The sequence below is a fragment of the Oceanicola granulosus HTCC2516 genome, from assembly GCF_000153305.1.
Taxonomy (GTDB): Bacteria; Pseudomonadota; Alphaproteobacteria; order Rhodobacterales; family Rhodobacteraceae; genus Oceanicola; species Oceanicola granulosus.
This window is the reverse complement of record NZ_CH724107.1, coordinates 32,630-54,873: the sequence shown is the minus strand read 5'-3', so window position 1 is coordinate 54,873 and position 22,244 is coordinate 32,630. Positions and strand designations below refer to the sequence as shown.

At 72.5% G+C, this 22,244-nt stretch carries 23 protein-coding genes and 1 tRNA gene; 14 read left to right on the top strand and 10 right to left on the bottom strand.

Translation table 11 applies throughout. The features are described 5' to 3' along the window. The first annotated feature begins 59 nt into the window (after positions 1–59). Complete coding sequence (locus OG2516_RS00305; RefSeq protein ID WP_007253582.1) at positions 60–524, top strand: CAP domain-containing protein; 465 nt, start codon at positions 60–62, stop codon at positions 522–524. Here OG2516_RS00305 and OG2516_RS00300 read toward each other — a convergent pair. Continuing rightward, positions 460–975: a hypothetical protein gene (locus OG2516_RS00300; protein ID WP_007253581.1), complete on the bottom strand. Its 516-nt coding sequence runs from the start codon at positions 973–975 to the stop codon at positions 460–462. The genes OG2516_RS00305 and OG2516_RS00300 overlap by 65 nt on opposite strands. Next, positions 972–2,276, bottom strand: a complete 1,305-nt coding sequence (gene guaD / locus OG2516_RS00295; RefSeq protein WP_007253580.1) for a guanine deaminase — start codon at positions 2,274–2,276, stop codon at positions 972–974. The genes OG2516_RS00300 and guaD overlap by 4 nt, the downstream gene beginning before the upstream one ends. Positions 2,277–2,390: 114 nt before the next feature. Here guaD and mgtE point away from each other — a divergent pair, with 114 nt between their 5' ends. After that, positions 2,391–3,767, top strand: coding sequence for a magnesium transporter (gene mgtE / locus OG2516_RS00290; RefSeq protein WP_007253579.1), 1,377 nt, complete (start codon positions 2,391–2,393; stop codon positions 3,765–3,767). Then, positions 3,764–4,333, top strand: a complete 570-nt coding sequence (locus OG2516_RS00285; protein ID WP_007253578.1) for a 5-formyltetrahydrofolate cyclo-ligase — start codon at positions 3,764–3,766, stop codon at positions 4,331–4,333. The genes mgtE and OG2516_RS00285 overlap by 4 nt, the downstream gene beginning before the upstream one ends. Before the next feature lie 96 nt (positions 4,334–4,429). Here OG2516_RS00285 and OG2516_RS00280 read toward each other — a convergent pair whose 3' ends face one another. Both OG2516_RS00280 and OG2516_RS00275 read right to left on the bottom strand, forming a co-directional pair. Next, positions 4,430–5,140: a GNAT family N-acetyltransferase gene (locus OG2516_RS00280; protein ID WP_007253577.1), complete on the bottom strand. Its 711-nt coding sequence runs from the start codon at positions 5,138–5,140 to the stop codon at positions 4,430–4,432. Positions 5,141–5,193: 53 nt separating this feature from the next. Further along, on the bottom strand, positions 5,194–5,670 hold the full coding sequence (locus OG2516_RS00275) for an outer membrane protein assembly factor BamE (protein ID WP_007253576.1): 477 nt from the start codon (positions 5,668–5,670) through the stop codon (positions 5,194–5,196). Between the two features lie 80 nt (positions 5,671–5,750). On the opposite strand from OG2516_RS00275, the gene OG2516_RS00270 reads away from it, so the two are divergent. From OG2516_RS00270 to OG2516_RS00255, 4 genes are all read left to right on the top strand, one after another. Continuing rightward, positions 5,751–6,311, top strand: coding sequence for a YceD family protein (locus OG2516_RS00270; RefSeq protein ID WP_007253575.1), 561 nt, complete (start codon positions 5,751–5,753; stop codon positions 6,309–6,311). 152 nt (positions 6,312–6,463) lie between these two features. Beyond that, entirely contained in the window at positions 6,464–6,670 is a 207-nt protein-coding gene (gene rpmF, locus OG2516_RS00265) for a 50S ribosomal protein L32 (protein ID WP_007253574.1), read from the top strand. Positions 6,671–6,686: 16 nt separating this feature from the next. Then, positions 6,687–7,826: a phosphate acyltransferase PlsX gene (gene plsX, locus OG2516_RS00260; protein ID WP_007253573.1), complete on the top strand. Its 1,140-nt coding sequence runs from the start codon at positions 6,687–6,689 to the stop codon at positions 7,824–7,826. Further along, a complete protein-coding gene (locus OG2516_RS00255) occupies positions 7,827–8,795 on the top strand; it encodes a beta-ketoacyl-ACP synthase III (RefSeq protein ID WP_007253572.1) in 969 nt (322 codons plus the stop codon). 3 nt (positions 8,796–8,798) lie between these two features. Here OG2516_RS00255 and OG2516_RS00250 read toward each other — a convergent pair whose 3' ends face one another. Beyond that, positions 8,799–9,068: a DksA/TraR family C4-type zinc finger protein gene (locus tag OG2516_RS00250; protein WP_040614852.1), complete on the bottom strand. Its 270-nt coding sequence runs from the start codon at positions 9,066–9,068 to the stop codon at positions 8,799–8,801. Positions 9,069–9,212: 144 nt separating this feature from the next. Here OG2516_RS00250 and ihfA point away from each other — a divergent pair, with 144 nt between their 5' ends. The 4 genes from ihfA (at position 9,213) to OG2516_RS00230 (ending at position 11,517) form a co-directional block, all read left to right on the top strand. Next, positions 9,213–9,518 (top strand): integration host factor subunit alpha, encoded by a 306-nt coding sequence (gene ihfA, locus OG2516_RS00245; protein ID WP_007253570.1) that lies wholly within the window; start codon positions 9,213–9,215, stop codon positions 9,516–9,518. A 3-nt stretch (positions 9,519–9,521) separates the two neighbouring features. After that, positions 9,522–10,244, top strand: a complete 723-nt coding sequence (locus OG2516_RS19250; RefSeq protein ID WP_007253569.1) for a MerR family transcriptional regulator — start codon at positions 9,522–9,524, stop codon at positions 10,242–10,244. 57 nt (positions 10,245–10,301) lie between these two features. Further along, positions 10,302–10,378: transfer RNA gene (locus OG2516_RS00235), tRNA-Pro, on the top strand. A 62-nt stretch (positions 10,379–10,440) separates the two neighbouring features. Continuing rightward, a complete protein-coding gene (locus OG2516_RS00230; protein ID WP_007253568.1) occupies positions 10,441–11,517 on the top strand; it encodes a 2'-deoxycytidine 5'-triphosphate deaminase in 1,077 nt (358 codons plus the stop codon). 61 nt (positions 11,518–11,578) lie between these two features. Here the strand turns inward: OG2516_RS00230 and OG2516_RS00225 are convergent, their stop codons facing one another. Beyond that, positions 11,579–12,136, bottom strand: coding sequence for an RSP_2648 family PIN domain-containing protein (locus OG2516_RS00225; RefSeq protein WP_007253567.1), 558 nt, complete (start codon positions 12,134–12,136; stop codon positions 11,579–11,581). Continuing rightward, complete coding sequence (locus OG2516_RS00220) at positions 12,133–13,329, bottom strand: RSP_2647 family RNA methyltransferase (RefSeq protein WP_040614851.1); 1,197 nt, start codon at positions 13,327–13,329, stop codon at positions 12,133–12,135. Before OG2516_RS00220 ends, OG2516_RS00225 begins: the two co-directional genes overlap by 4 nt. 175 nt (positions 13,330–13,504) lie before the next feature. Here OG2516_RS00220 and edd point away from each other — a divergent pair, with 175 nt between their 5' ends. Further along, positions 13,505–15,307, top strand: coding sequence for a phosphogluconate dehydratase (edd, locus tag OG2516_RS00215; protein WP_007253565.1), 1,803 nt, complete (start codon positions 13,505–13,507; stop codon positions 15,305–15,307). 135 nt (positions 15,308–15,442) lie between these two features. Continuing rightward, positions 15,443–16,090, top strand: coding sequence for a bifunctional 4-hydroxy-2-oxoglutarate aldolase/2-dehydro-3-deoxy-phosphogluconate aldolase (eda, locus tag OG2516_RS00210; RefSeq protein WP_007253564.1), 648 nt, complete (start codon positions 15,443–15,445; stop codon positions 16,088–16,090). A gap of 79 nt (positions 16,091–16,169) precedes the next feature. Here the strand turns inward: eda and OG2516_RS00205 are convergent, their stop codons facing one another. Then, entirely contained in the window at positions 16,170–16,433 is a 264-nt protein-coding gene (locus tag OG2516_RS00205; protein ID WP_007253563.1) for a hypothetical protein, read from the bottom strand. Further along, entirely contained in the window at positions 16,426–19,197 is a 2,772-nt protein-coding gene (locus OG2516_RS00200) for a [protein-PII] uridylyltransferase family protein (RefSeq protein WP_007253562.1), read from the bottom strand. The genes OG2516_RS00205 and OG2516_RS00200 overlap by 8 nt, the downstream gene beginning before the upstream one ends. Positions 19,198–19,288: 91 nt before the next feature. Between OG2516_RS00200 and OG2516_RS00195 the strand changes: the two genes are divergently transcribed. Further along, entirely contained in the window at positions 19,289–19,756 is a 468-nt protein-coding gene (locus tag OG2516_RS00195) for a YbaK/EbsC family protein (RefSeq protein ID WP_007253561.1), read from the top strand. Between the two features lie 76 nt (positions 19,757–19,832). Here the strand turns inward: OG2516_RS00195 and OG2516_RS00190 are convergent, their stop codons facing one another. Further along, a complete protein-coding gene (locus OG2516_RS00190) occupies positions 19,833–22,217 on the bottom strand; it encodes an ATP-dependent helicase (RefSeq protein WP_007253560.1) in 2,385 nt (794 codons plus the stop codon). Positions 22,218–22,244: the final 27 nt, after the last annotated feature.

Sequence of the window (22,244 nt, the reverse complement as noted above, 5' to 3'; positions counted from 1 at the left end):
GATCGACACAAGCCCTCGCCGAACCCGCATGCCATGCCACTACCGGTAGATCCTCCCCGATGACCAACCTTCGCTCGCTGCTCGCGGCCGCCATCGCCGCGGCCACTCTCCTCGCCGCGCCCGCCACCGCGCAAAGCGCCGCCCCCACCGTCACGCTCTCGACGCAGGGCGGCGGCCACGGCCTCAACGCGCTGCGCCGCAGCGCCGGCCTCGCGCCGCTCGCCGAGGATCCCCGTCTCACCCGCGCCGCCGCCGGCCACGCCGCCTGGATGGCGCGCAACGGCACCATGAGCCATTCCGGCGCCAACGGCAGCTCCTTCGCCGACCGCGCCAGCGCGGCCGGGTATTGCTACAGGATGCTCGCCGAGAACGTCGCCTACGGCACCCAGGATCCGGGCACGGTCCTGTCGTGGTGGATGAGCTCCACCGGCCACCGCCGCAACATCCTCAACCCCGGCGTCAGCCACTACGGCCTTGCCGCCCACGCCGACCGCTGGGTGCTGCTCGTCGCCGCGCCCTGCTGAGCGCGGGGCGCGGCGCGAGCAGCGCCAGCAGCGTCAGCGCCAGCGCCGCGCCGCCGTAGATCCAGAGCCCGTCGCCGATCAGGCTGCGGGCCGCCCGCGTCCCCTCCGGCAGATCCCCGATCAGCCCGCCGAGCCGCCCGCGCGTGTCGATGGCGGTGCCGATCAGCGCCACCAGCGGCAGCAGCCCCGCCAGCAGCGCCAGCCAGCGCACGAAGCCGCCGAGGCTCACCAGCAGCGACACGAAGGCGACGGGGAAGCTCGCGAGGAAGATTGCCGCCAGCACCGGCAGCCGGCCCGCCCGCGCCGCCTCCACGATCTCGCCGAACTGCCCGGAGGCGACGCCGTAGAGTGTCGCCGTCCAGAGCGGGCCGACCTCGACCCACGGCAGGAAGCCGCTGAACACGATGCCGCCCGCGAGAAGCGCCGCGACGAGCCCGAGCAGGCGCCTCACGCCGCGCCGCTCCGCACCACCTCCCGGCCCGCCACCCAGACCGCGCGCACCGCCCGGTCGTCGCCCATCATGATCGTCGGAAACAGCGCCTCCCAGATGTCCTCGGCCCGCGCCGCCCGCTGGGCGATGGCGCTGGTCGAGGCGAGGTCGAGCACCGTGATGTCGGCCTCCGCCCCCGCGCCGAGATGCCCGATCGTGCCCGACAGGTGCAGCGCTCCCGCCGAGCCCTCCGTCGCCAGCCACATCAGCTGCGCCGGATGCAGCGGCGTGCCCTTGAGCTGGCCAATCTCGTAGGCCGCCGCCATCGTGCGCAGCATCGAGAACGACGACCCGCCGCCGGTGTCGGTCGCGAGGCCCACCGGGATGGAGCGGGCCTTCAGCCCGGCCATGTCGAACAGCCCCGAGCCGATGAAGGTGTTCGAGGTCGGACAATGCACCACCGCCGCTCCCACCTCGGCGAGCCGGTCGATCTCGCGCGCCTCGAGGTGGATCGCGTGGCCGTAGAGCCCGCGCGCCCCGAGCAGGCCGGCGGCCTCGTAGGTGTCGAGGTAGTCGCGCGCCTCGGGGAACAGCTCGCGCACCCAGGCGATCTCGTCGGTTTGCTCCGAGAGGTGGGTCTGCATCAGGCAGTCGGGATGCGCCGCCCACAGCGCCCCGAGCGCCTCGAGCTGCTCGCGGCTCGAGGTCGGCGAGAAGCGCGGCGTGATCGCGTAGAGCGCCCGCCCGCGCCCGTGCCAGCGCGCGATCAGCGCGGCGCTGTCGTCGTGGGCGCTGCGCGCGTCGTCGGTCAGGCCGTCGGGCGCGTTGCGGTCCATGCAGGTCTTGCCCGCGATCACCCGCATCCCGTGCGCCTCGGCCGCCTCGAAGAAGGCGTCGGCCGAATGCGCGTGGACGGTGCCGAAGCTCGTCAGCGTCGTGGTGCCGTGGGCGAGCGCGAGGGCGAGCGTCGTCTCGGCCGTGGCGGCGGCGTAGGCCGGATCGGCGAGGCGCAGCTCCTCGGGGAAGGTATAGCTGTCGAGCCAGTCGATCAGCCGCTTGCCCCAACTCGCGATCATCCCCGTCTGCGGGTAGTGCATGTGCGCGTCGACGAACCCCGCGCCGATCAGCGCGTCGCCGTACTCGTGCCGCTCGGCCTCGGGATGCGCGGCGGCGAGCGCGTCGCCCTCGCCCACCTCGACGATCCGCCCCGCCCGCACCAGCACCCCGCCCCGGCGGCGATGGCGCACCGCCTCCCGCCACGGCACGGCGAAGGGATCGGCGGTGAACGAAAGGGTCTGGCCAAGGAGCAGGTGCGCGGTCATGGGCATCACGTTAGGGCCGTGCGGGTGTGGCGTAAATCGCCGACCGCGCGGCAGCGCGGTTGAGGCTGGCGCGCCAGGCACTATGCTCGCGCCAGCGGGGCGGAAAGGGGCACGATGGCGGACGAACCGATCGAGATCGAGGGCGACGTCTACGCCCTCAGGACCGACCTCTTCCAGGCCGTGCGCGAAGCCATCGCGGCGGCCGACGCAGCGGCCATCGACCGGCTCATGGAGCCGCTCCACGCCGCCGACATCGCCGACTTCCTCGAGCAGATCGAGCCGCACGAGCGCCGCCGCCTGCTCGAGATCTGGCAGGGCGGCCTCGACGGCGAGATCCTGTCGGAGATCGAGGATTCGGTGCGCGAGGAGATCCTCGGCTACCTCTCGCCGCAAGACCTCACCGACGCGGTCCGCGAGCTCGAGAGCGACGACGTGGTCGACCTCGTCGAGTACCTCGACGACGACCAGCAGGAGGCGGTGCTCGACGTGCTCGAGCCGCTCGACCGGGTCGCCGTCGAGAAGGCCCTCGCCTACCCCGAGGAATCGGCCGGCCGCCTGATGCAGGTCGAGACGGTGCGCGCGCCCGAGCACTGGACGGTGGGCGAGACCATCGACCACCTGCGCGCCCATTCCGACGAGCTGCCCGAGCAGTTCTACCACGTCATCCTCGTCGACCCGCGCATGAAGCCGGTGGGCAACGTCACGCTGGGGCGGCTGATGTCGTCGCGCCGCGAGGTGCGGCTCGCCGACATCCGCGAGGACCTGTTCGTCACCATCCCCGCCACCCAGGACGAGGAGGAGGTGGCCTACGCCTTCAACCAGTACCACCTCATCACCGCGCCCGTGGTCGACGAGGACGGCCGGCTCGTCGGCGTCATCACCATCGACGACGCGATGATCGTGCTCGCCGAGGAGAACGCCGAGGACCTGCTGCTCCTCGCCGGCGTCGGCGAGAGCACCGTCTCCGACCGCGTGGTCGCCACGACGCGCCGGCGGTTTCCGTGGCTGGCGGTCAACCTGGTGACGGCGATCCTCGCCTCGCTGGTGATCTCGCTCTTCGAGGAGGTCATTGCCGGGCTCGTCGCGCTGGCGGTGCTGATGCCCATCGTCGCCTCCATGGGCGGCAACGCCGGCACCCAGTCGCTCACCGTCGCGGTGCGGGCCCTGGCGACGAAGGACCTCACCGGCTCCAACGTGTTGCGGGTGATCCGCCGCGAGGTGCTGGTGGGGATGATCAACGGGGTGATCTTCGCGGTCGTGATGGGGGTGATCGGGCTGGCGTGGTTCGGCGAGCCGCTGCTCGGCGTGGTCATCGCGGCGGCGATGGTCATCAACCTGGTGATCGCCGGGCTGGCGGGGACGGTGATCCCGGTGGCGCTCGACCGGATGGGCGTCGATCCGGCCCTCGCCTCGGGCGCCTTCGTCACCACCGTGACCGACGTGGTGGGCTTCTTCGCCTTCCTCGGCCTCGCCGCGCTGGTGCTGCTGTGAGCGGATGCGCCCCCGACGCCATCGCCGCCCGCAAGGCCGCGGCCCGCGCCGCCGCCTTCGAGCGCCGCCGCGTCGCCCACGAGATGGCCTGGGCCTCGGCCGGGCTGCTGTCGTCCGTCCTCGCCGGCCACCGCGGCGCGCCGATCGCCGGCTACATGGCGATGCGCACCGAGATCGACCCGGCTCCGGCGATGGAGGAGGCGGCGGCGCACGGGCCGGTGGGCGTGCCGATCATCCTCGGCCAGGACCACCCGCTCGAGTTCCACCGCTGGCTCCCCGGCTGCGCCACCCGCCCCGGCCCGTTCGGCGCGCTGATCCCCGTCGACGCCGAGCGGATGGTGCCCGAGATCGTCATCGTCCCGCTCGTCGCCTTCGACCGCAGGGGCGGCCGGCTCGGCTACGGCGGCGGCTTCTACGACCGCACCCTCGCCCTCCTGCGCGCCCACGGCCCCGTCCTCGCCATCGGCTTCGCCTACGCCGCGCAGGAGAGCGACGAGCTGCCCCTCGAGCCGACCGATCAGCCGCTGGACATGATCGTCACCGAACGCGAGATCATCGAGCCGTAGTTCACGCGCCGGATGAAGAGCGAGATGTAACCCCCTGTAAGGTGCGCATTCATTGCTCACCCACGCCCCGACCGGGATGCGCAATGAATGCGCACCCTACAGCGCCCGCAACGCCCGCGCGCGCCGCTCCGGAACCCGGCCGATCTCCACCCCGGTGAACACGTGCAGCGTCCCCATCTCCCGGTCGACGACCGCGTGATCGCTCACCCAGCCGCCCATCGCGAGATAGGTCCGCAACAGCGGCGGCATCCCGGCCAGCCCCGCGCGCCGGTCCGCACCGCCCCAACCGGCGAAGCGCACCACCTCCGCCGCCTTCACCCCGGGCCGCCAGCGCTCCGGCGCGAGGTGCCCCGCGGCGAGCAGCGCAAGGCTGTCGCGGTAGGGCGCCGGATCGGTCCCCCGGAACGACGCGCACCCGAACAGCAGCGCGATGCGGTGGGCGTCCACGTGGCGGGTCAGCGCGCCCCAGGCGACGCGCAGGATATCGGCGTCGCGCGCGTCGGGGTGGATGCAGAAGCGGCCGAGCTCGACCATCGGCCCGGGAAAGCCCGCCAACCGCGACAGATCGTAGACCTGCCCCGCGTAGCTGTCGGAAATCCCCTCGCCGGTCAGCGCCTGCAGCCGGAAGCAGCCGACCAGCCGCCCCCCGTCCACATCCTCCACCAGCACGTGCGCGCAGGCCGCATCGAAACGGTCCTCGTCCCGCCCCGCGCCGCCGCGAAAGCACAGATGGCGCAGCCCCTGCGCCGCCGCGACGTCCGCCGCACCGGCGGCGAAGCGCGCCCGGTAGCGCCCGCGCGACAGCATCTCGCCCCCCGCTCCAGGATCACCACAATCCCGCCGGGGCGCCATGTCGCGCCCTACTCGTCGCCGCCGAGCAGCGTCGAGGCGTCGACCCGGCCGAGGTTGCCGAGCAGCTGGCGGATGAAGGTGGTATCGCGGATGTTGTCGTCGGTCACCCGGCGCGACAGCTCGACCATGCGGCCGTCCTCGAGCCCGAAGCGCTCGATGTTGCGCACCACGCCGTCGTCGGTGAACGAGATCGCCACCACTTCCCGCGCGATCTCCTGCGGCCCGAGCGGGCCGAAATGGCGGAACCGGCTCTGCACGTAGTAGAAGCCGCTGTCGTCGAGCACCCCGCCCGCCGTCGGCTGGCCGACCAGGTCGGCCACCGTCTCGCGGGTGTCGACGCCCGGCGTCAGCTCCAGCAGGTCGCGCTCGTTGGGGACGTAGCCATGGTGGCGATAGACCGGCGAGCAGGCCCCGGCCGCGACCAGTGCCGCCGCCAGCGCCGCGCGCCGCAGCGCCGTTGTCGTCCGTCCGGCCGCCTTGCTCATGGTGCCCCCTTGTGCTGGCTGTGCTCGCCAATTAGGCCGATTACATCGAAATGTGGAAAAAACACAAGGTTCGATCCGCCATGACCGCCCGCCCGACCGAACCCGTCCGCCTCGCCGACCTGCCCGCCCGCCGCGACAGCCGCATCGTGCTCGAGCCCGATGCCGCGGGCCGCGAGGCGCTGGCCGCCGAGCTCGATATCCCCGGCCTGCGCAAGTTCCGCTTCGAGGCGGTGCTGCACCCGGAGGGGCGCAGCGACTGGCGGCTCGAGGGCACCCTCGGCGCGACGGCGGTGCAGAGCTGCGTGGTGACGCTCGAGCCGGTGGCGACGCGCATCGACGAGACCGTCACCCGCCGCTACCTCGCCGCGCTCGAGCTGCCCGAGGGCGGCACCGAGGTGGAGATGCCCGAGGACGACACCGCCGAGCCGCTGCCCGCGGTGCTCGATCTCTACGACGTCGCGCTCGAGGCGCTGGCGCTGGCGCTGCCGCCCTACCCGCGCGCGCCCGGCGTCGATCCCGGCGACGCGGTGTTCGCCGGGCCCGGCGTGACCCCGATGACCGACGACGACGCCCGCCCCTTTGCCGGCCTCGCCGGCCTGCGCGACAAGCTCGGCAAGAGCGACGACGACGATGCGTCATGAGCCCTTGCGCGGGCGGCGGATTTCGCTATTTTCGCGCTTCCACCAAACACGGCTCGACAGCGCGGCGGGAATCTACTAAGGCCCGCCGATACCGCTCGTAAGAGTAAATGAGACATGGGCCATGACGTGCCCCCAGCTACCGAGGTTGAGACATGGCTGTCCCTCAGAACAAAGTTTCCAAGGCCCGTCGCAATTGGCGCCGCGCCCACGACTCGCTCTCGGGTGCCAACCCGAACGAGTGCGACAATTGCGGCGAGCTGAAGCGCCCGCATCACATCTGCCCCTCCTGCGGCCACTACAATGATCGCGAAGTGATCGCGGCCGCCGACGAGGTGGACCTGGACGACGACGCGGCGTAAGCCGCGCGACCGGCCGATGACCACTGATCCGATCGAGCCGACAGGCCCCTCGCCCAAAGCGGGGGGCGTCGTCATATCGGTCGACGCGATGGGGGGCGACAACGGCCCCGCCGCGGTGATCGCCGGCCTCTCCAAGTTTCTCGACGACACGGGCGACGCGCGGGTGATCCTGCACGGCCCCCGCGACGTGCTCGCGCCGCTCGTGGCCAAGCGCGCCGGGCGCGAGCGGATCGAGATCCGCGACGCCCGGGACGTCGTCGCCATGACCGACAAGCCGAGCCAGGTGATGCGGCACGGCAAGTCCACCTCCATGTGGTCGGCGATCGAGGCGGTGCGCTCGCGCGAGGCGCAGGTCTGCGTCTCCTGCGGCAACACCGGTGCGCTGATGGCGGTGTCGATGGTGCGCCTGCGCAAGGTCGAGGGCGTCAACCGCCCGGCCATCGCCTGCCTCTGGCCCTCGCGCAATCCCTCCGGCTTCAACGTCATGCTCGACGCCGGCGCCGACATCCGCGCCGACCAGGACGACCTGCTCACCTACGCGCTCATGGGCGCCTCCTACGCCCGCAACGGCCTCGGGCTGAAGCGGCCGCGCATCGGCCTGCTCAACGTCGGGGTCGAGGAGCACAAGGGCCGCGCCGAGCTGAAGGTGGCGCACGAGCTGATCGCCGCGGCCGCGCCGGGCGCCGATTTCGAGTATGTCGGCTTCGTCGAGGGCGGCGACCTGCCGTCGGCGCGGGTCGACGTGATCGTCACCGACGGCTTCACCGGCAACGTCGCGCTCAAGACGGGCGAGGGCACCGCTTCACTCATCAGTGAGCTACTGCGCGCGGCGTTCGGCCATTCTCCGCTGTCGCGCGTCGCGGCGATGCTGTCGATGACGTCGCTGAACCGCTTGAAAATGCGCATAGATCCCCGCCGGGTCAACGGCGGGGTGTTCCTCGGGCTCAACGGCACCGTGGTCAAGAGCCACGGCTCGGCCGACGCGCTGGGTGTTGCAGCGGCCGTTCACTTGGCCTATCGCCTTGCCATATCGGGCTTTTCCGACAAGCTCGCCGCCCGGGTCGCCTCCAGCGTGGCCCTGTCCAGCGACGTCGCGGACACCACCGACGGGGACGGACCCACGGACCAGATGCGGACCGGAGGCACGAGCGCTTAGATGTTGAGGGCAGTCGTCAAGGGGATCGGGCACTACCTGCCCGAGCGCGTCGTCGAGAACGCCGAGTTCGAGGCGACGCTCGACACCACCGACGAATGGATCCGCTCGCGCTCCGGCATCGAGCGGCGTCACTTCGCCGCCGAGGGCCAGACCACCTCCGACCTCGCCCAGCGCGCCGCCGAGAAGGCGCTCGAAATGGCCGGCTTCGCGCCCGACGACATCGACGCGATCATCGTCGCCACCTCCACCGCCGACTTCACCTTCCCCTCCGCCGCCACGATGGTGCAGAACCGGCTCGGCATGACGCGGGGCTTCGCCTTCGACGTCCAGGCCGTCTGCGCCGGCTTCGTCTACGCGCTCGCCAACGCCAACGCGCTGATCCTGTCGGGCCAGGCCGAGCGGGTGATGGTGATCGGCGCCGAGACGTTCTCGCGGATCATGGACTGGACCGACCGCTCCACCTGCGTGCTCTTCGGCGACGGCGCCGGGGCCCTGATCCTGCAGGCCGAGGAGGGCGCGGGCGACGGCGCCGACCGCGGGATCCTGTCGACCGACCTCAATTCCGACGGCCGCTACCGCGACCTGCTCTACGTCGACGGCGGCATCTCCACCGGCACCTCGGGCGTGCTGCGGATGCAGGGCCGCGAGGTCTTCCGACATGCGGTCGAGAAGCTCGCCGAGACCGCGCACGCAGCGCTCGCCAGGGCGGGGCTGGGCCACGAGGACGTCGATTGGGTCGTGCCGCACCAGGCGAACATCCGCATCATCCAGTCCACCGCCAAGAAGCTCGGGCTCGACATGGACAAGGTCGTCGTGACCGTCCAGGACCACGGCAACACCTCCGCCGCCTCGATCCCGCTGGCGCTCTCGGTGGGCGTCGCGCGCGGCCAGATCAAACCGGGCGACGTCGTGGTGACTGAAGCAATCGGCGGCGGCCTCGCCTGGGGCTCCGTCGTCATCCGCTGGTAGGCGTCACTTCAGCTGGCTGTCCTTCGAGCCGCGCCGGTTGACCCCGCCGCGCGCCACCGGCCGCCCGTCCCGCTCCTGCTGACAATCCACGCACAGCTTCACGCCCGGGATCGCCGCGCGACGCCGCTCCGGGATCGGCTCGTCGCACTCGGCGCAGTGGGTCAGGCTCTCGCCCACCGGCCCGCGCCGCGCCTTGAGGCGCAGCAATTCGTCCTGGATCGACGCATCGATCTGCTCGTTCACCGCGCCGTCGCGCGACCAGCCGCCCGCCATCTCCGTCTCCCCCGTATCGTGCGCGCCCGACATGGCGCTTGCCCCGAGATCATGTAGCCAGTGAAGAGCCTCGCGCAAGCACCTGATATTGACTCTGAAAATGCCCGACGCCTAAGCTCGCGCATCAGCACCCGGGGGAAGTCGATGGCGAACAAGACGCTCACGCGGATGGACCTGGCTGAGGCGGTGCATGCCGAAGTCGGCCTCAGTCGCAATGACAGCGCCGAGCTGGTCGAGTCGATCCTGACCCACGTCTCCGACGCGCTGGTGCGCGGCGAGACGGTGAAGATCAGCTCGTTCGGGACCTTCTCCGTGCGCGAGAAGGCCGCCCGCGTCGGCCGCAATCCCAAGACCGGCGAAGAGGTGCCGATCCACCCCCGCCGGGTGCTCACCTTCCGCCCCTCGCACCTGATGAAGGACCGTGTCGCCGCGGGCAACCGCGAGGGCTGACGGGTGCCGAAGTCGCCCGACGCGTTCCGAACGATCTCCGAGGTCGCCGACTGGCTCGACACCCCGGCGCACGTGCTGCGCTTCTGGGAGAGCAAGTTTCCGCAGGTGAAGCCGGTCAAGCGCGCCGGCGGGCGGCGCTACTACCGGCCTGAGGACATGGCGCTGCTCGGCGGCATCAAGACCCTGCTCCACGACGACGGCATGACCATCAAGGGCGTGCAGAAACTGCTGCGCGAGCGCGGCGTGCGCCACGTCTCGAGCCTCGGCCCCGCGCCGGGGGTCGAGCCCCTCGAGGCCGAAGCGCCCGCGGCGGAGCCCGAGGCCGAGGCCGAGGCGAGCGCGCCCGCCGAGCCGCCGGCGGAGTCCGAGACCAACGTCGTGCCCCTGCCCCGCAACGAGGTCCCCGCCTTCCTGCGCCGCGGCATGGACGCCCCCCAACCGGAGCCCGAGCCCGTCGCGCCCGCGCCACCGGTCGAAGAGCTCCCCGAGGAGGCACCGGCCGAGCCCGACGAAGCTCCCGCCGAAACCGCCCCCGGCCCCCTCGCCGCGGCCGCCGCCGCCATTCCCGCGCCCTCCGACACTCCCGCCGACGCCCCGGCCCCCGGCCTGCTCGCCGCCGTCGCCCGGCTCCCCGCGCGGCCCGATCCCCGCCGGACCGCCGCCGTCCTGAAGCGCCTCGACGCGCTCCACGCCCGCCTCGCCGCCGACCCGGCGGCAGGGCCGTGAAAGAGGCGGGATCGGGGGTTGCGCCGCCCGGCAAAACTTGTAGAACCCGCCCATAGTCGGGCTATGGCGCAGCCTGGTAGCGCGTCCGTCTGGGGGACGGAAGGTCGCAGGTTCAAGTCCTGCTAGCCCGACCATTCAAAACCGCCCGCTCCCGCAAGGGGCGGGCGTTTTGCCATCCGACGAGGGAGTTGCGCGCATGACCGGCGTCCTGCCCAGCCAGCGCATCGCGGCGCTGATCGACGCCGGCGCCATCGCCGCCGACAGCCCCGTCACCAAGGCCCAGATCCAGCCCGCCAGCCTCGACCTGCGCCTCGGCACCGTCGCCTACCGCGTCCGCGCCTCGTTCCTCGCCGGCCACGGGCGCAGCATCGCCGAACGGCTCGACGAGTTCGAGATGCACCGCATCGACCTCACCGACGGCGCGGTGCTCGAGAAGGGCTGCGTCTACGTCGTGCCGCTGATGGAGCGGCTGGCGCTGCCCGAGGGCATCCAGGCCATCGCCAACGCCAAGAGCTCCACCGGCCGGCTCGACCTGCTCACCCGCACCATCACCGACGGCGGCACCGAGTTCGACCGCATCGCCCCGGGCTACGAGGGCCCGCTCTTCGCCGAGATCTGCCCCCGCTCCTTCTCCGTCCTCGTGCGCCCCGGCCAGCGGCTCAACCAGCTGCGCCTGCGCCGCGGCGAAGCCCGGCTCGACGACGCCGCCCTCGCCGCGCTCCATGCCGACGCGCCGCTCGTCGACGGCGACGCGGTGATCGACGACGGGCTCGGCTTCTCCGTCGACCTCGCGCCGGCGGCCGGCAGCCTCGTCGGCTACCGCGCCAAGCCCCACACCGGCGTCATCGACCTCGACCGGATCGGCTTCTACGACCCGGCCGAGTTCTGGGAAGAGCTGCACTCCACGCGCCGCCGCATCATCCTCGATCCGGGCGCCTTCTACATCCTCGTCAGCCGCGAGGCGGTGACGATCCCGCCGGCCTACGCGGCCGAGATGGCCCCCTACCTCGCGATGGTCGGCGAGTTCCGCGTCCACTACGCCGGCTTCTTCGACCCGGGCTTCGGCCACGACGCCGCCGGCGGACGCGGCTCGCGCGGCGTGCTCGAGGTGCGCTGCCACGAGGCGCCGTTCGTGCTCGAACACGGGCAGGTCGTCGGCCGGCTCGTCTACGAGCGCATGTCCGAGACGCCCGACCAGCTCTACGGCCGCGAGATCGCGTCGAACTACCAGGGCCAGGGGCTCAAGCTGTCGAAGCACTTCCGCGCGCCCTGACCCCGGCCACCGCGCGGGACGGCCGGTGTCGTGTTCTGCATACTTTTGGCCAGATGAAGGCTCAGCCCGCGCCCAGGGCCTTGCCGAGGCGCGGCAGACGCGCCTTGCGCATGAGCGCGCGGATTTCCCAATCCTCGCCCGACAGCCGCCGCGCCTCGGCGAGCACGCGATCGGCCACGCTCCGCACCGCCGCTTCGTCGGCGTGGAAGGCGGTCAGCAGCGCCCCGTCCGGGTCGACCCGCACCAGCCGCTCCTCGGCGAGCAGGTTGCGCGGGAAGTCCCTGGCGTTGAGCGTCATGATGCCGTCGCAGGAGCCGGTGACGGCGGCGGCGAGGACGTGGATGTCGGCCGGGTCGGGCAGCCACAGCCGCGCCTCGGCGCCGGGCGGCGGCCGCACCTCGGCGCGCGGAAAGCGCGGCGCGAGCGCGGCCACCTCCGCGCGCGCCTGCGCCTCCCCGGCCGGGCCGAGCTTGGCGGCGGCGCGCGCCCACTCCTCGAGGATGCGCGGCGACCAGCGGACGTCGAAGGCGCCGGCCTCGGCCACCCCGAGCACCATCTCGCGCATCACCGTCGGGTAGAGCACGCAGGCGTCAATGAGCCAGCGCTTCCGCTCGCTCACAGGCGGAACACCAGCGCCTTGAGGTAGCCGCTCTCGGCGAGTTGCGGCAGCAGGGGGTGGTCCGGCCCGGCGAAGCCGGTGTGGACCAGCGGCCCGCGCCGGCCGGCCTTGCCGATGCCGCGCGCCGAGGCGTTGCGGAAGCGCGCGAGATCGGCGGCGTGCGAGCAGGAGCACAGGACGAGGTAGCCGCCCTCCGCCACCAGCCCCGCCGCGAGCCGCGCGACCCGCTCGTAGGCGCGCAGGCCGGCCTCGAGCGCCGGCTTGGCGGGCGCGAAGGCGGGCGGGTCGCAAACCACGAGGTCGAACGTCTCCCCCTCCTCGCCCAGCGCGGCCATGACCTCGAACGCGTCGCCCTCGCGGGTCTCGAAGCGCGCGGCCAGCCCGCTCTCCTCCGCGCCGGCCCGCGCCAGCCCGAGCGCGGCGGCCGAGCCGTCGACCGCCAGCGCGCTCTCGGCTCCCGCCGCCAGCGCCGCGAGGCCGAAGCCGCCCACATGGGCGAACACGTCGAGCACCCGCCCGCCCCGCGCCAGCCCGGCCGCGAAGGCGTGGTTCGGGCGCTGGTCGTAGAACAGGCCCGTCTTCTGCCCGCCCGCGAGATCGGCCATGTAGCGCGCCCCGTTCATCGGCACCGCCACCGGCCCCCCGGGCCTCTCGCCCGCCAGCACCCCGCCCTCGGCGTCGAGCCCCTCGAGCGCGCGGGTGCGGCCGGTGGCACTCTTCAGCACCGTGGTGACGCCGGTGACGCGCTGCAGCGCCGCGACGAGCTCGGGCAGCCGCCGGTCGGCCCAGGCGGCGTTGGGCTGGATCACCGCCGCGCCGCCGAAGCGGTCGATCACCACGCCCGGCAGCCCGTCGGCCTCGGCATGGACGAGCCGGTAGAACGGCGCCTCGTAGAGCCGCGCCCGGTGCGCGAGCGCCCGCGTCAGCCGCGCCTCGAACCAGGCCTCATCGATGGTGGCGTCGGGCGCGCGGTCGAGCATCCGCGCCGCGATCTTGGAGAGCGGGTTGACCGCCACCAGCCCCATCGGCCGGCGCTCGGCATCCTCGAGCACCGCCAGCGTGCCCGGCGCGAGCGCCTTGGTGCGCCGGTCGAGCACCAGCTCGTTGGCATAGACCCAGGGAAAGCCGTGGCGGATGGCGCGCGCCTCGGCCCTGGGCATCAGGCGGATCGTGGGGAGGGATGTATCCTGCATGGCCGCCTCCTACGGCCAAGCCACCCGCCCGGCAAGACCGCGCCGCCCGCGCGTGCCTTTCGCCGCCGCCGCCCCATGTTGCGCCGCAGACCCGGCCCTGCGGCAACGGGGCAGGTTGTTAGCGGTAACGGCCTCTGCTATCGGGCAGCCAATCTTGAGCAAGGGAGCACCTGTCATGGCTCTTCACCCCGTGATCTCCGACGTCACCGACCGCATCGTCGCCCGCTCCGAGGGTCCGCGCCGGCGCTACCTCGACACGATGGCCGCCGCCGCCGCCGACGGCCCGCGCCGCGCCCACATGAGCTGCTCGAACCAGGCCCACGCCTACGCCGCGATGGGCGGCGACAAGGACGCGCTGGTGGCGGAGAAGACGCCCAACATCGGCATCATCACCGCCTACAACGACATGCTCTCGGCCCACCAGCCCTTCGAGACCTACCCCGCCCTGATCCGCGAGGCCGCCCGCCGCGCCGGCGCGACGGCGCAGGTGGCGGGTGGCGTGCCGGCCATGTGCGACGGGGTCACGCAGGGGCAGACGGGCATGGAGCTGAGCCTGTTCTCGCGCGACGTGATCGCGCTGGCCGCCGGGGTCGGGCTCAGCCACAACGTCTTCGACACCTCCCTCTACCTCGGCGTCTGCGACAAGATCGTCCCCGGCCTGGTGATGGCCGCCGCCACCTTCGGCTACATCCCGGCGGTGTTCCTGCCCGCGGGACCGATGACCTCGGGCCTGCCCAACGACGAGAAGGCCAAGGTGCGCCAGAAGTACGCCACCGGCGAGGTCGGGCGCGACGCGCTCATGGCCGCCGAGATGGCGAGCTACCACGGTTCCGGCACCTGCACCTTCTACGGCACCGCCAACACCAACCAGATGCTGATGGAGTTCATGGGCCTGCACCTGCCCGGCGCGAGCTTCGTCAACCCGGGCACCGAGCTGCGCGACGCCCTGACCGTGGCGGGCACCGAGCGCGCGCTCGAGATCACGGCCCTCGGCAACGACTACCGGCCGGTGTCGGACATCCTCGACGAGAAGGCCTTCGTGAACGGGATCGTCGGGCTGATGGCGACGGGCGGCTCGACCAACCTCGTGCTCCACCTCCCCGCCATGGCGCGCGCCGCCGGGGTGATCCTCGACCTGCAGGACTTCGCCGACCTCTCCGCGGTCACGCCCCTGATGGCCAAGGTCTACCCCAACGGCCTCGCCGACGTGAACCACTTCCACGCCGCCGGGGGCCTGCAATTCATGATCGGCGAGCTGCTCGGCGCGGGCCTGCTGCACGACGACGTCAAGACCGTCGCGGGCGACGGGCTGTCGCTCTACACCCACGAGCCGAAGCTCACCGACGCCGGGATCTCGTTCGTCGAGTCCGACGGCAAGAGCCACAACGACAAGATCCTGCGCCCCGCCGCCGACCCGTTCCAGAAGACGGGCGGACTGGTGCAGCTCACCGGCAACCTCGGGCGCGGCGTCATCAAGGTCAGCGCGGTCGCCCCCGACCGCCAGGTGATCGAGGCCCCGGCCCGCGTCTTCTCCGACCAGGAGGCGGTCAAGACGGCCTTCCGCAACGGCGAGTTCACCGGCGACACCATCGTCGTCGTCCGCTTCCAGGGGCCGAAATCCAACGGCATGCCCGAGCTGCACGGCCTCACCCCCACACTCGCGGTGCTGCAGGATCGTGGCCACAAGGTCGCGCTCGTCACAGACGGGCGCATGTCGGGCGCGTCGGGCAAGGTGCCGGCGGCGATCCACGTCTCCCCCGAGGCCGCCGACGGCGGGCCCATCGCGCTCCTGCGCGACGGCGACCGCCTGCGCCTCGACGCCACCAGCGGCACGCTCGAATGCCTCGACAGCCTCGACGGCCGCACCCCCGCCGACGCCGACCTCGCCGGCAACGGCACCGGCGTCGGGCGCGAGCTGTTCAAGGCGTTCCGCGAGAATGTCGGCCTCGCCTCGGAGGGCGCCGCGGTGGTGGTCTGAAAGACGCATGTTCCGCCTGCCGGCGGGGATATTTGACGGACAGAGGGGGCGGCGCGCGCCCGGTTTTCTCTGTCCTTCATATATCCCCGCCGGAGGCCTATCACGGCGCCAGACGCCATGGGAAAGGATGACGAGATGACCCCCGAACACGCTTCCGAGCTCAACGCCAAGGTGTGCGCGCTCGCGCCCGTGGTGCCGGTCCTGGTGATCGACGACGCCGCGCAGGCCGCCGACCTGGCGCGCGCGCTGGTGGCGGGCGGGCTGCCCGCGCTGGAGGTGACGCTGCGCACGCCGGCGGCGCTCGAGGCGATCGCCGAGATGGCGAAGGTGGAGGGCGGCGTGGTCGGGGCGGGCACGCTGCTCACGGCGCGCGACGTGGAGAACGCCAAGGCGGCGGGCGCGACCTTCGGCGTCTCGCCGGGCGCGACCGACCGGCTGCTCGACGCCTGCGAGGCCAACGACCTGCCCCTGCTGCCCGGCGTGGCCACCTCGACGGAGGCGATGGCGCTGCTCGAGCGCGGCTACAACGTGCAGAAGTTCTTTCCCGCCGAGGCCAACGGCGGCGTCGCGGCGCTGAAGGCGATCGGCGCGCCGATCCCGCAGGTGCGTTTCTGCCCCACCGGCGGCGTCAGCCTCGAGAACGCGCCCGACTACCTGGCGCTGTCCAACACCATCTGCGTCGGCGGCAGCTGGGTCGCCCCGAAGGACAAGGTCGCCGCCGGCGACTGGGCCGGCATCACCGCCCTCGCCGCCGAAGCCGCGCGCCTGGACCGGCCCACGTAGGGTGCGCATTCATCGCGCACCCTCCCCCCGGCCCACGTAGGGCGCGCATTCATCGCGCACCTTACCCCCGTGCAGCCCCCTAAGACCGCCGCCCTTCCCGGCCACCGCGCCGGGTCGGCCGTGGCGGCGCCGCGAGTCCCTCCCGCAGCGTCTCGGTCATCGGGTGGGTCTCGTCGCCCTCCTCGTGGCGGGCGAGCAACTCGGGGATCGCCTGTTCCGGGCTGCGCCCGTCGGTCAGCGACAGCGCCCAGTCAAGGAAGATCGACCGGCACTCGGCGCGCCCGATCCCCTTCATCCGGTAGGCTTCGCCGATCAGCCCCTTGGGATCGTTCTCGTCACGCATCGCTCGCCGCCCCCGTCACCGCGTCGACGACCGCTCCTGCGGCCGCGCCGGTTTCCTCGATAGCCTGCCTCAGCTCGGCCTCGCTTGCCATGCCCGTTTCGCGCAGGATCAGCCGCAGCCCGCCCTCGCCGACCGCGCCGAGATCGAGCGGCTCGCCGGTCAACAGCCGCGACGCCGCCTGCAGCCCCCAGAACATCTCCGCCGAGCGCGCCAGCACCTCCGCCTGCGCCTCCGACAGCACCCCCGCCGCCACGCCGGCGGAGAGCTGGCCCTCGGGCGTGCGCTCCGGACTGCCGGCCAGCAGCGCGGCGGCCTGGGTGCAGAGCTCGATGTCCTGCAGCCGCCCGCGGCCGATCTTGGCGTCGTAGAGCCCCTGCGGCGGCTTGGCCGACGCGATGCGGGCGCGCATGTCGGCCACGTCGGCGCGCACGTCGCGGCTGCCGCCCCGCAGGGCCAGCACCTCGCGCCGGATCGCCTCGACCTCGTCGGCCAGCGCATCCGTGCCCACCACCGGCCGCGCCCGCGTCAGCGCCAGGTGCTCCCAGGTCCAGGCCTCCTCGGCGTGGTAGCTGCGGAACGCGGCGAGCGCGGTCGCCACGGGGCCCTGCCGCCCCGAGGGGCGCAAACGCATGTCCACCTCGTAGAGCCGCCCCTCCGCCATCGGCGCCGACAGCGCCGTCACCAGCGCCTGGGTCAGCCGGGCGTAATAGGGCCGCGCCGCGAGCGGGCGGCGGCCCTCCGAGCTCTCCACCCCGGCGGCGTCGTAGACGACGATCAGGTCGAGGTCGGACGCCGCGTTGAGCCGCCCCGCGCCCAGCGAGCCCATCCCGAGCACCACCGCGCCGCGCCCCGGCATCGGCCCGTGCTTGGCGGCGAACTCCTCCACCACCACCGGCCACAGGCCGCGCACCGAGGCGTCGGCGAGGCTGGCGTATTGCGCCCCCGCCTCCGCCGCCGAGATCAGCCCGCGCAGGTGGTGGACGCCGGTGCGGAAGTGCCATTCCTTCGCCCAGCGCCGCGCCGCGTCGAGCCTGGTCTCGTAGTCGGACGCCCGCGCCATCTCCGCGCCGAGCCGCTCGACCAGCGCGTCGGTGCCGGGCCACTCGGTGAAGAAGTCGCCGCCGAGCACCGCGTCGAGCACCCCGGCGTTGCGCGACAGGTACTGCGCGAGCGCGGGCGAGGTGGCGCAGATGTCGGCGATCAGGCCGGTAAGCTGCGGGTTGGCCTCGAACAGCGAGAAGATCTGCACCCCCGCCGGCAGCCCGCGCAGGAAGCCGTCGAACTGCACCAGCGCCTCCTCGGGCCGCGCCGCCTCCTTGAGCTGGCGGAACAGGCCGGGCTTGAGGCGATTGAACGTGTCCTGCGCGCGCGGCGAGCGGAAGGCCGGGTAGCTGGTCCAGCGCTCGGTGATCGCGGCGCCGAAATCGTCGTCGTCCTCGGGCGCGGCGCCGGGGGCGAAGAAATCCTCCGTCAGCTCGTGCACCGCCGACAGCCGCTCCTCCAGCCCCTTGCGCAGCGCGGCGACGTCGGTGCCCATGAACGCCGCGAGCCGGGCGAAGCCCTCCTCGTCGCGCGGCAGCTGGTGGGTCTGGGCGTCGTTGATCATCTGCAGCCGGTGCTCGACTTCGCGGTGCGCCCGGTAGTGCCGGGTCAGCGAGTCGGCGGTGGTCTCGGCGATCCACCCGGCCCGCGCCAGCGCCGCCAGCCCGTCGATGGTGCCGCGCACCCGCAGCGAGCTGTCGCGCCCGCCGGCGATGAGCTGGCGGGTCTGGGTGAAGAACTCGATCTCCCGGATGCCGCCCCGCCCGAGCTTCATGTCGTGCCCCTCGAGCACCAGCGCGCCGCCGAGGCGCTTGTGGTCGCGGATCTTCAGCCGCATGTCGTGGGCGTCCTGGATCGCGGCGAAGTCGAGGTGCTTGCGGAACACGAACGGCGTCAGCGTCTCGAGAAACCGCTCGCCGGCCGCGATGTCGCCGGCGGCGGCGCGCGCCTTGATGTAGGCCGCCCGCTCCCAGGTGCGCCCGACGCTCTCGTAGTAGGTCTCGGCGGCGCTCATGGCGAGGCAGACGGGGGTGACGGCGGCGTCGGGGCGCAGCCGCAGGTCGGTGCGGAAGACGTAGCCGCCGGCCTTGTTGTCCGACAGGAGCGCGCACATCCGCCGCACCACCTTGACGAAGGCGGCGCGCGCCTCGTGGTGGTCGTCGCGCTCGAAGCGGGTCTCGTCGTAGAGGCAGATCAGGTCGATGTCGCTCGAGTAGTTCAGCTCGTGCGCCCCGCCCTTGCCCATCGCGAGCGCCACGATCCCGGCGGCGGTGGCGTCGGGCTCGTGGATGCCGGGCACCTTGCCGCGCGCGATCTCGGCGGCGACGAGGCGCTGCAGGCAGACGTCGGTGGCCGCGTCGGCGAGATCGGTGAGCGCGGCCGTCACCGTCTCGAGCGGCCAGACGCCGCCGAGGTCCGCCAGCGCCGTGAGCAGCGCCACCCGCCGCTTGGCCCGGCGCAGCCCGGCGGCGAGGTCGTCGGTGGCGAGTCCGCGCGCGGCGGCGATCTCGGCGGCGAGCGCGGCCTCGGGATCGTCGAACGCCGCCTCGATCCAGTCCGCCTCGCTCTCGAGGAGGCCGGCGAGGTAGGGGCTGCAGCCCGCCGTGCCCGCGACCAGGTCGCGCAGCTCGGGCGGCTGGTCGGCGAAGCGCCCGGCGAGCTCGGCGCCGCGGGCGGTGTCGAACGGGTCGGGCGAGCGGGTCAGGCGGGCGGCGAAGGTCATGGCGCACCTTTGGCGGCGGCCGGGGGGCTGGTCAATGGAGGCAGGACTTGTAGGGTCGCGCCCGCGAGACGTTGACGAGGGAGGATGGTCGATGAGCAAGAGCCTGGCACGGGTGACGGCGGCGCTGCGCGCGGCGGGGCTGGCCGACGTGGTCGTCGAGATGGACAGCGAGACCCGCACCGCCCAACAGGCCGCCGACGCCGCCGGCTGCGCGCTCGACCAGATCGCGAAGTCGATCGTGTTCCGCGGCGAAGCCTCGGGGGAGCCGGTGCTGTTCCTCACCGCCGGCGGCAACAAGGTCGATCCCGCGCGTGCCGCCGAGGTGGCCGGCGAGCCGCTCGGCAAGGCCGACGCCGCGCTGATCCGCGCCCGCACCGGCTTCGCCATCGGCGGCGTCGCCCCGGTCGGCCACCTCGCCCCGATCCCGACCTTCTGGGACCCGCGCCTGTCGGACTTCCCCCTGATCTACGCCGCCGCCGGAACCCCGCGCCACATCTTCCCGGTCGCCCCCGACGACCTCCTGCGCGTCACCGCCGCCACCGTCGCCGATTTCACCTGACACATTGCGCAACCGCCCCACGCGTCGCGTAGGGTGCGCACTCATTGCGCACCCGCCCGCCCCGCGCAAACGCATCTCAAAAAGGAACGTCGTCCGCCTGCTCCGCCGCCACGACGAACCGCGCGACGACCTTCTTGCTGCCGGCCTTGTCGAACTCGATGTCGAGCTTGTCGCCCTCGATCGCCATCACCTCGCCGTACCCGAACTTCTGGTGGAACACCCGGTCGCCCTCGGTGAAGGCCGAGACCGCGGTGAGGTCGATGGTCACGTTGCGGCTCTCGCGCGGCTGGCTCATGCCGCGCTGCTGGCTGCGCGATTGCAGGCGCTTCCAGCCCGGCGAGTTGTAGCCGTCGGCGTCGCGCACCCGCTGGGTCATCGCGTCGTTCAGCCCGCCGGTCACCCCGAGCCCCCCGGCCATCCCCGCCGCGCCGTAGCCGCCGCCGTAGAGGCCGGGCGGGGTGAGCACGTCGACATGGTCCTCGGGCAGCTCGTCGATGAAGCGCGAGGGCAGCGCCGATTGCCACTGGCCGTAGACCCGGCGGTTGGCGGCGAAGGAGATGGTGCAGAGCCGCTCGGCCCGGGTGATGCCCACGTAGGCCAGCCGCCGCTCTTCCTCGAGCCCCTTCAGCCCGCTTTCGTCCATGCTGCGCTGGGACGGGAACAGCCCGTCCTCCCAGCCCGGCAGGAACACCGCGGGGAACTCGAGCCCCTTGGCGGCGTGCAGGGTCATGATCGAGACCTTGGCGCCGTGCTCCTCGGTCTCGTTGTCCATGATCAGCGCCACGTGCTCGAGGAAGCCCTGCAGGTTGTCGAAGCCCTCGAGCGCCTTGACCAACTCCTTGAGGTTCTCCAGCCGGCCCGGCGCCTCGGGCGTCTTGTCGGCCTGCCACATCCCCGTGTAGCCGCTCTCGTCGAGGATCATCTCGGCGAGCTCGACATGGGTGTCGGCCTCGGCGCGAACCTGGGCGTGCCAGCGGTCGAGCGACTGCACGAGGTTGCGCAGCTCCTTGGCGCCCTTGCCCTTGAGCAGCGCCGCCTCCACCGCCAGCCGCGCCCCCTCGACCAGGCTGACGCCGTTGGCGCGGGCGGTGCGCTGGATGGTCTGCACCGCCTTGTCGCCGAGGCCGCGCTTGGGGGTATTGACGATGCGCTCGAAGGCGAGGTCGTCGTCGGGGCTCACGGCGAGACGGAAATAGGCCATCGCGTCGCGGATCTCCATCCGCTCGTAAAAGCGCGGGCCCCCGATCACCCGGTAGGGCAGCCCGATGGTGAGGAAGCGGTCCTCGAAGCCGCGCATCTGGTGCGAGGCCCGGACCAGGATGGCGACGTCGTCGAGCGAGACCGGCGCCATGCCGCGGGTGCCGCCCTGCATCGCCTCGATCTCCTCGCCGATCCAGCGCGCCTCCTCCTCGCCGTCCCAGTGGCCGATCAGCCGGACCTTCTCGCCGTCCTCGCCGTCGGTGAACAGGGTCTTGCCGAGCCGGCCCTTGTTGGCGGCGATCACGCCCGAGGCGGCGGCGAGGATGTGGCCCGTCGAGCGATAGTTCTGCTCGAGCCGCACCACCTCGGCGCCGGGGAAATCCTTCTCGAAGCGCAGGATGTTGCCCACCTCGGCGCCGCGCCAGCCGTAGATCGACTGGTCGTCGTCGCCGACGCAGCAGATGTTCCTGTGCCCGCCCGCCAGCAGCCGCAGCCAGAGATACTGGGCGACGTTGGTGTCCTGGTACTCGTCCACGAGGATGTAGCGGAACCAGCGCTGGTATTGCTCGAGCACGTCCGGGCGCTGCTGGAAGATGGTGACGACGTGCAGCAGCAGGTCGCCGAAATCGACCGCGTTCAGCTCCTTGAGCCGGGCCTGGTACTGGGCGTAGAGCGCCACGCCCTTGCCGTCGTAGGCGCTGGACTCGCCGACGGGGACGTTTTCGGGCGTCCAGGCGCGGTTCTTCCAGTTGTCGATGACCCCGGCGAGCATCCGCGCCGGCCAGCGCTTGTCGTCGATGTTGGCGGCGGCGACGAGCTGCTTGAGCAGCCGGATCTGGTCGTCGGTGTCGAGGATGGTGAAGTTCGACTTGAGCCCGGCGAGCTCGGCATGGCGGCGCAAGAGCTTGACGCAGATCGAGTGGAAGGTGCCGAGCCAGGGCATCCCCTCGACCGCCTCGCCGAGCTGGCCGCCGATGCGCGACTTCATCTCGCGCGCCGCCTTGTTGGTGAAGGTGACGGCGAGGATCTCGTTGGGCCGTGCACTGCCGGTGCACAGCAGGTGCACGATCCGTGTCGTCAGCGCCTTGGTCTTGCCGGTGCCCGCGCCGGCCAGCATCAGCACCGGCCCCTCGAGCGCCTCGACGGCCGCGCGCTGCGCCGGGTTCAGCCCGTCGAGATAGGGCGGCGCGCTCTGCCGCATCGCCCGCTGCGACAGCGACATCGCCCCCTCGAAGGCGTCTTCTTCGGAAAAGCTGCTCATGCACCGCAAACTAGCCCATGCCCGCCC

What these genes read in the sequence shown, in the direction of transcription:
- guaD (WP_007253580.1), bottom strand. Translation starts at nt 2,276, where the DNA reads ATGACCGCGCACCTGCTCCTTGGCCAGACCCTTTCGTTCACCGCCGAT.
- OG2516_RS00305 (WP_007253582.1), top strand. Translation starts at nt 60, where the DNA reads ATGACCAACCTTCGCTCGCTGCTCGCGGCCGCCATCGCCGCGGCCACT.
- OG2516_RS00275 (WP_007253576.1), bottom strand. Translation starts at nt 5,670, where the DNA reads ATGAGCAAGGCGGCCGGACGGACGACAACGGCGCTGCGGCGCGCGGCG.
- OG2516_RS00200 (WP_007253562.1), bottom strand. Translation starts at nt 19,197, where the DNA reads ATGACCTTCGCCGCCCGCCTGACCCGCTCGCCCGACCCGTTCGACACC.
- eda (WP_007253564.1), top strand. Translation starts at nt 15,443, where the DNA reads ATGACCCCCGAACACGCTTCCGAGCTCAACGCCAAGGTGTGCGCGCTC.
- OG2516_RS00205 (WP_007253563.1), bottom strand. Translation starts at nt 16,433, where the DNA reads ATGCGTGACGAGAACGATCCCAAGGGGCTGATCGGCGAAGCCTACCGG.
- OG2516_RS00270 (WP_007253575.1), top strand. Translation starts at nt 5,751, where the DNA reads ATGACCGCCCGCCCGACCGAACCCGTCCGCCTCGCCGACCTGCCCGCC.
- ihfA (WP_007253570.1), top strand. Translation starts at nt 9,213, where the DNA reads ATGGCGAACAAGACGCTCACGCGGATGGACCTGGCTGAGGCGGTGCAT.
- OG2516_RS00190 (WP_007253560.1), bottom strand. Translation starts at nt 22,217, where the DNA reads ATGAGCAGCTTTTCCGAAGAAGACGCCTTCGAGGGGGCGATGTCGCTG.
- OG2516_RS00220 (WP_040614851.1), bottom strand. Translation starts at nt 13,329, where the DNA reads ATGCAGGATACATCCCTCCCCACGATCCGCCTGATGCCCAGGGCCGAG.
- edd (WP_007253565.1), top strand. Translation starts at nt 13,505, where the DNA reads ATGGCTCTTCACCCCGTGATCTCCGACGTCACCGACCGCATCGTCGCC.
- OG2516_RS00255 (WP_007253572.1), top strand. Translation starts at nt 7,827, where the DNA reads ATGTTGAGGGCAGTCGTCAAGGGGATCGGGCACTACCTGCCCGAGCGC.
- rpmF (WP_007253574.1), top strand. Translation starts at nt 6,464, where the DNA reads ATGGCTGTCCCTCAGAACAAAGTTTCCAAGGCCCGTCGCAATTGGCGC.
- mgtE (WP_007253579.1), top strand. Translation starts at nt 2,391, where the DNA reads ATGGCGGACGAACCGATCGAGATCGAGGGCGACGTCTACGCCCTCAGG.
- OG2516_RS00250 (WP_040614852.1), bottom strand. Translation starts at nt 9,068, where the DNA reads ATGGCGGGCGGCTGGTCGCGCGACGGCGCGGTGAACGAGCAGATCGAT.
- OG2516_RS00195 (WP_007253561.1), top strand. Translation starts at nt 19,289, where the DNA reads ATGAGCAAGAGCCTGGCACGGGTGACGGCGGCGCTGCGCGCGGCGGGG.
- OG2516_RS00230 (WP_007253568.1), top strand. Translation starts at nt 10,441, where the DNA reads ATGACCGGCGTCCTGCCCAGCCAGCGCATCGCGGCGCTGATCGACGCC.
- plsX (WP_007253573.1), top strand. Translation starts at nt 6,687, where the DNA reads ATGACCACTGATCCGATCGAGCCGACAGGCCCCTCGCCCAAAGCGGGG.
- OG2516_RS00280 (WP_007253577.1), bottom strand. Translation starts at nt 5,140, where the DNA reads ATGCTGTCGCGCGGGCGCTACCGGGCGCGCTTCGCCGCCGGTGCGGCG.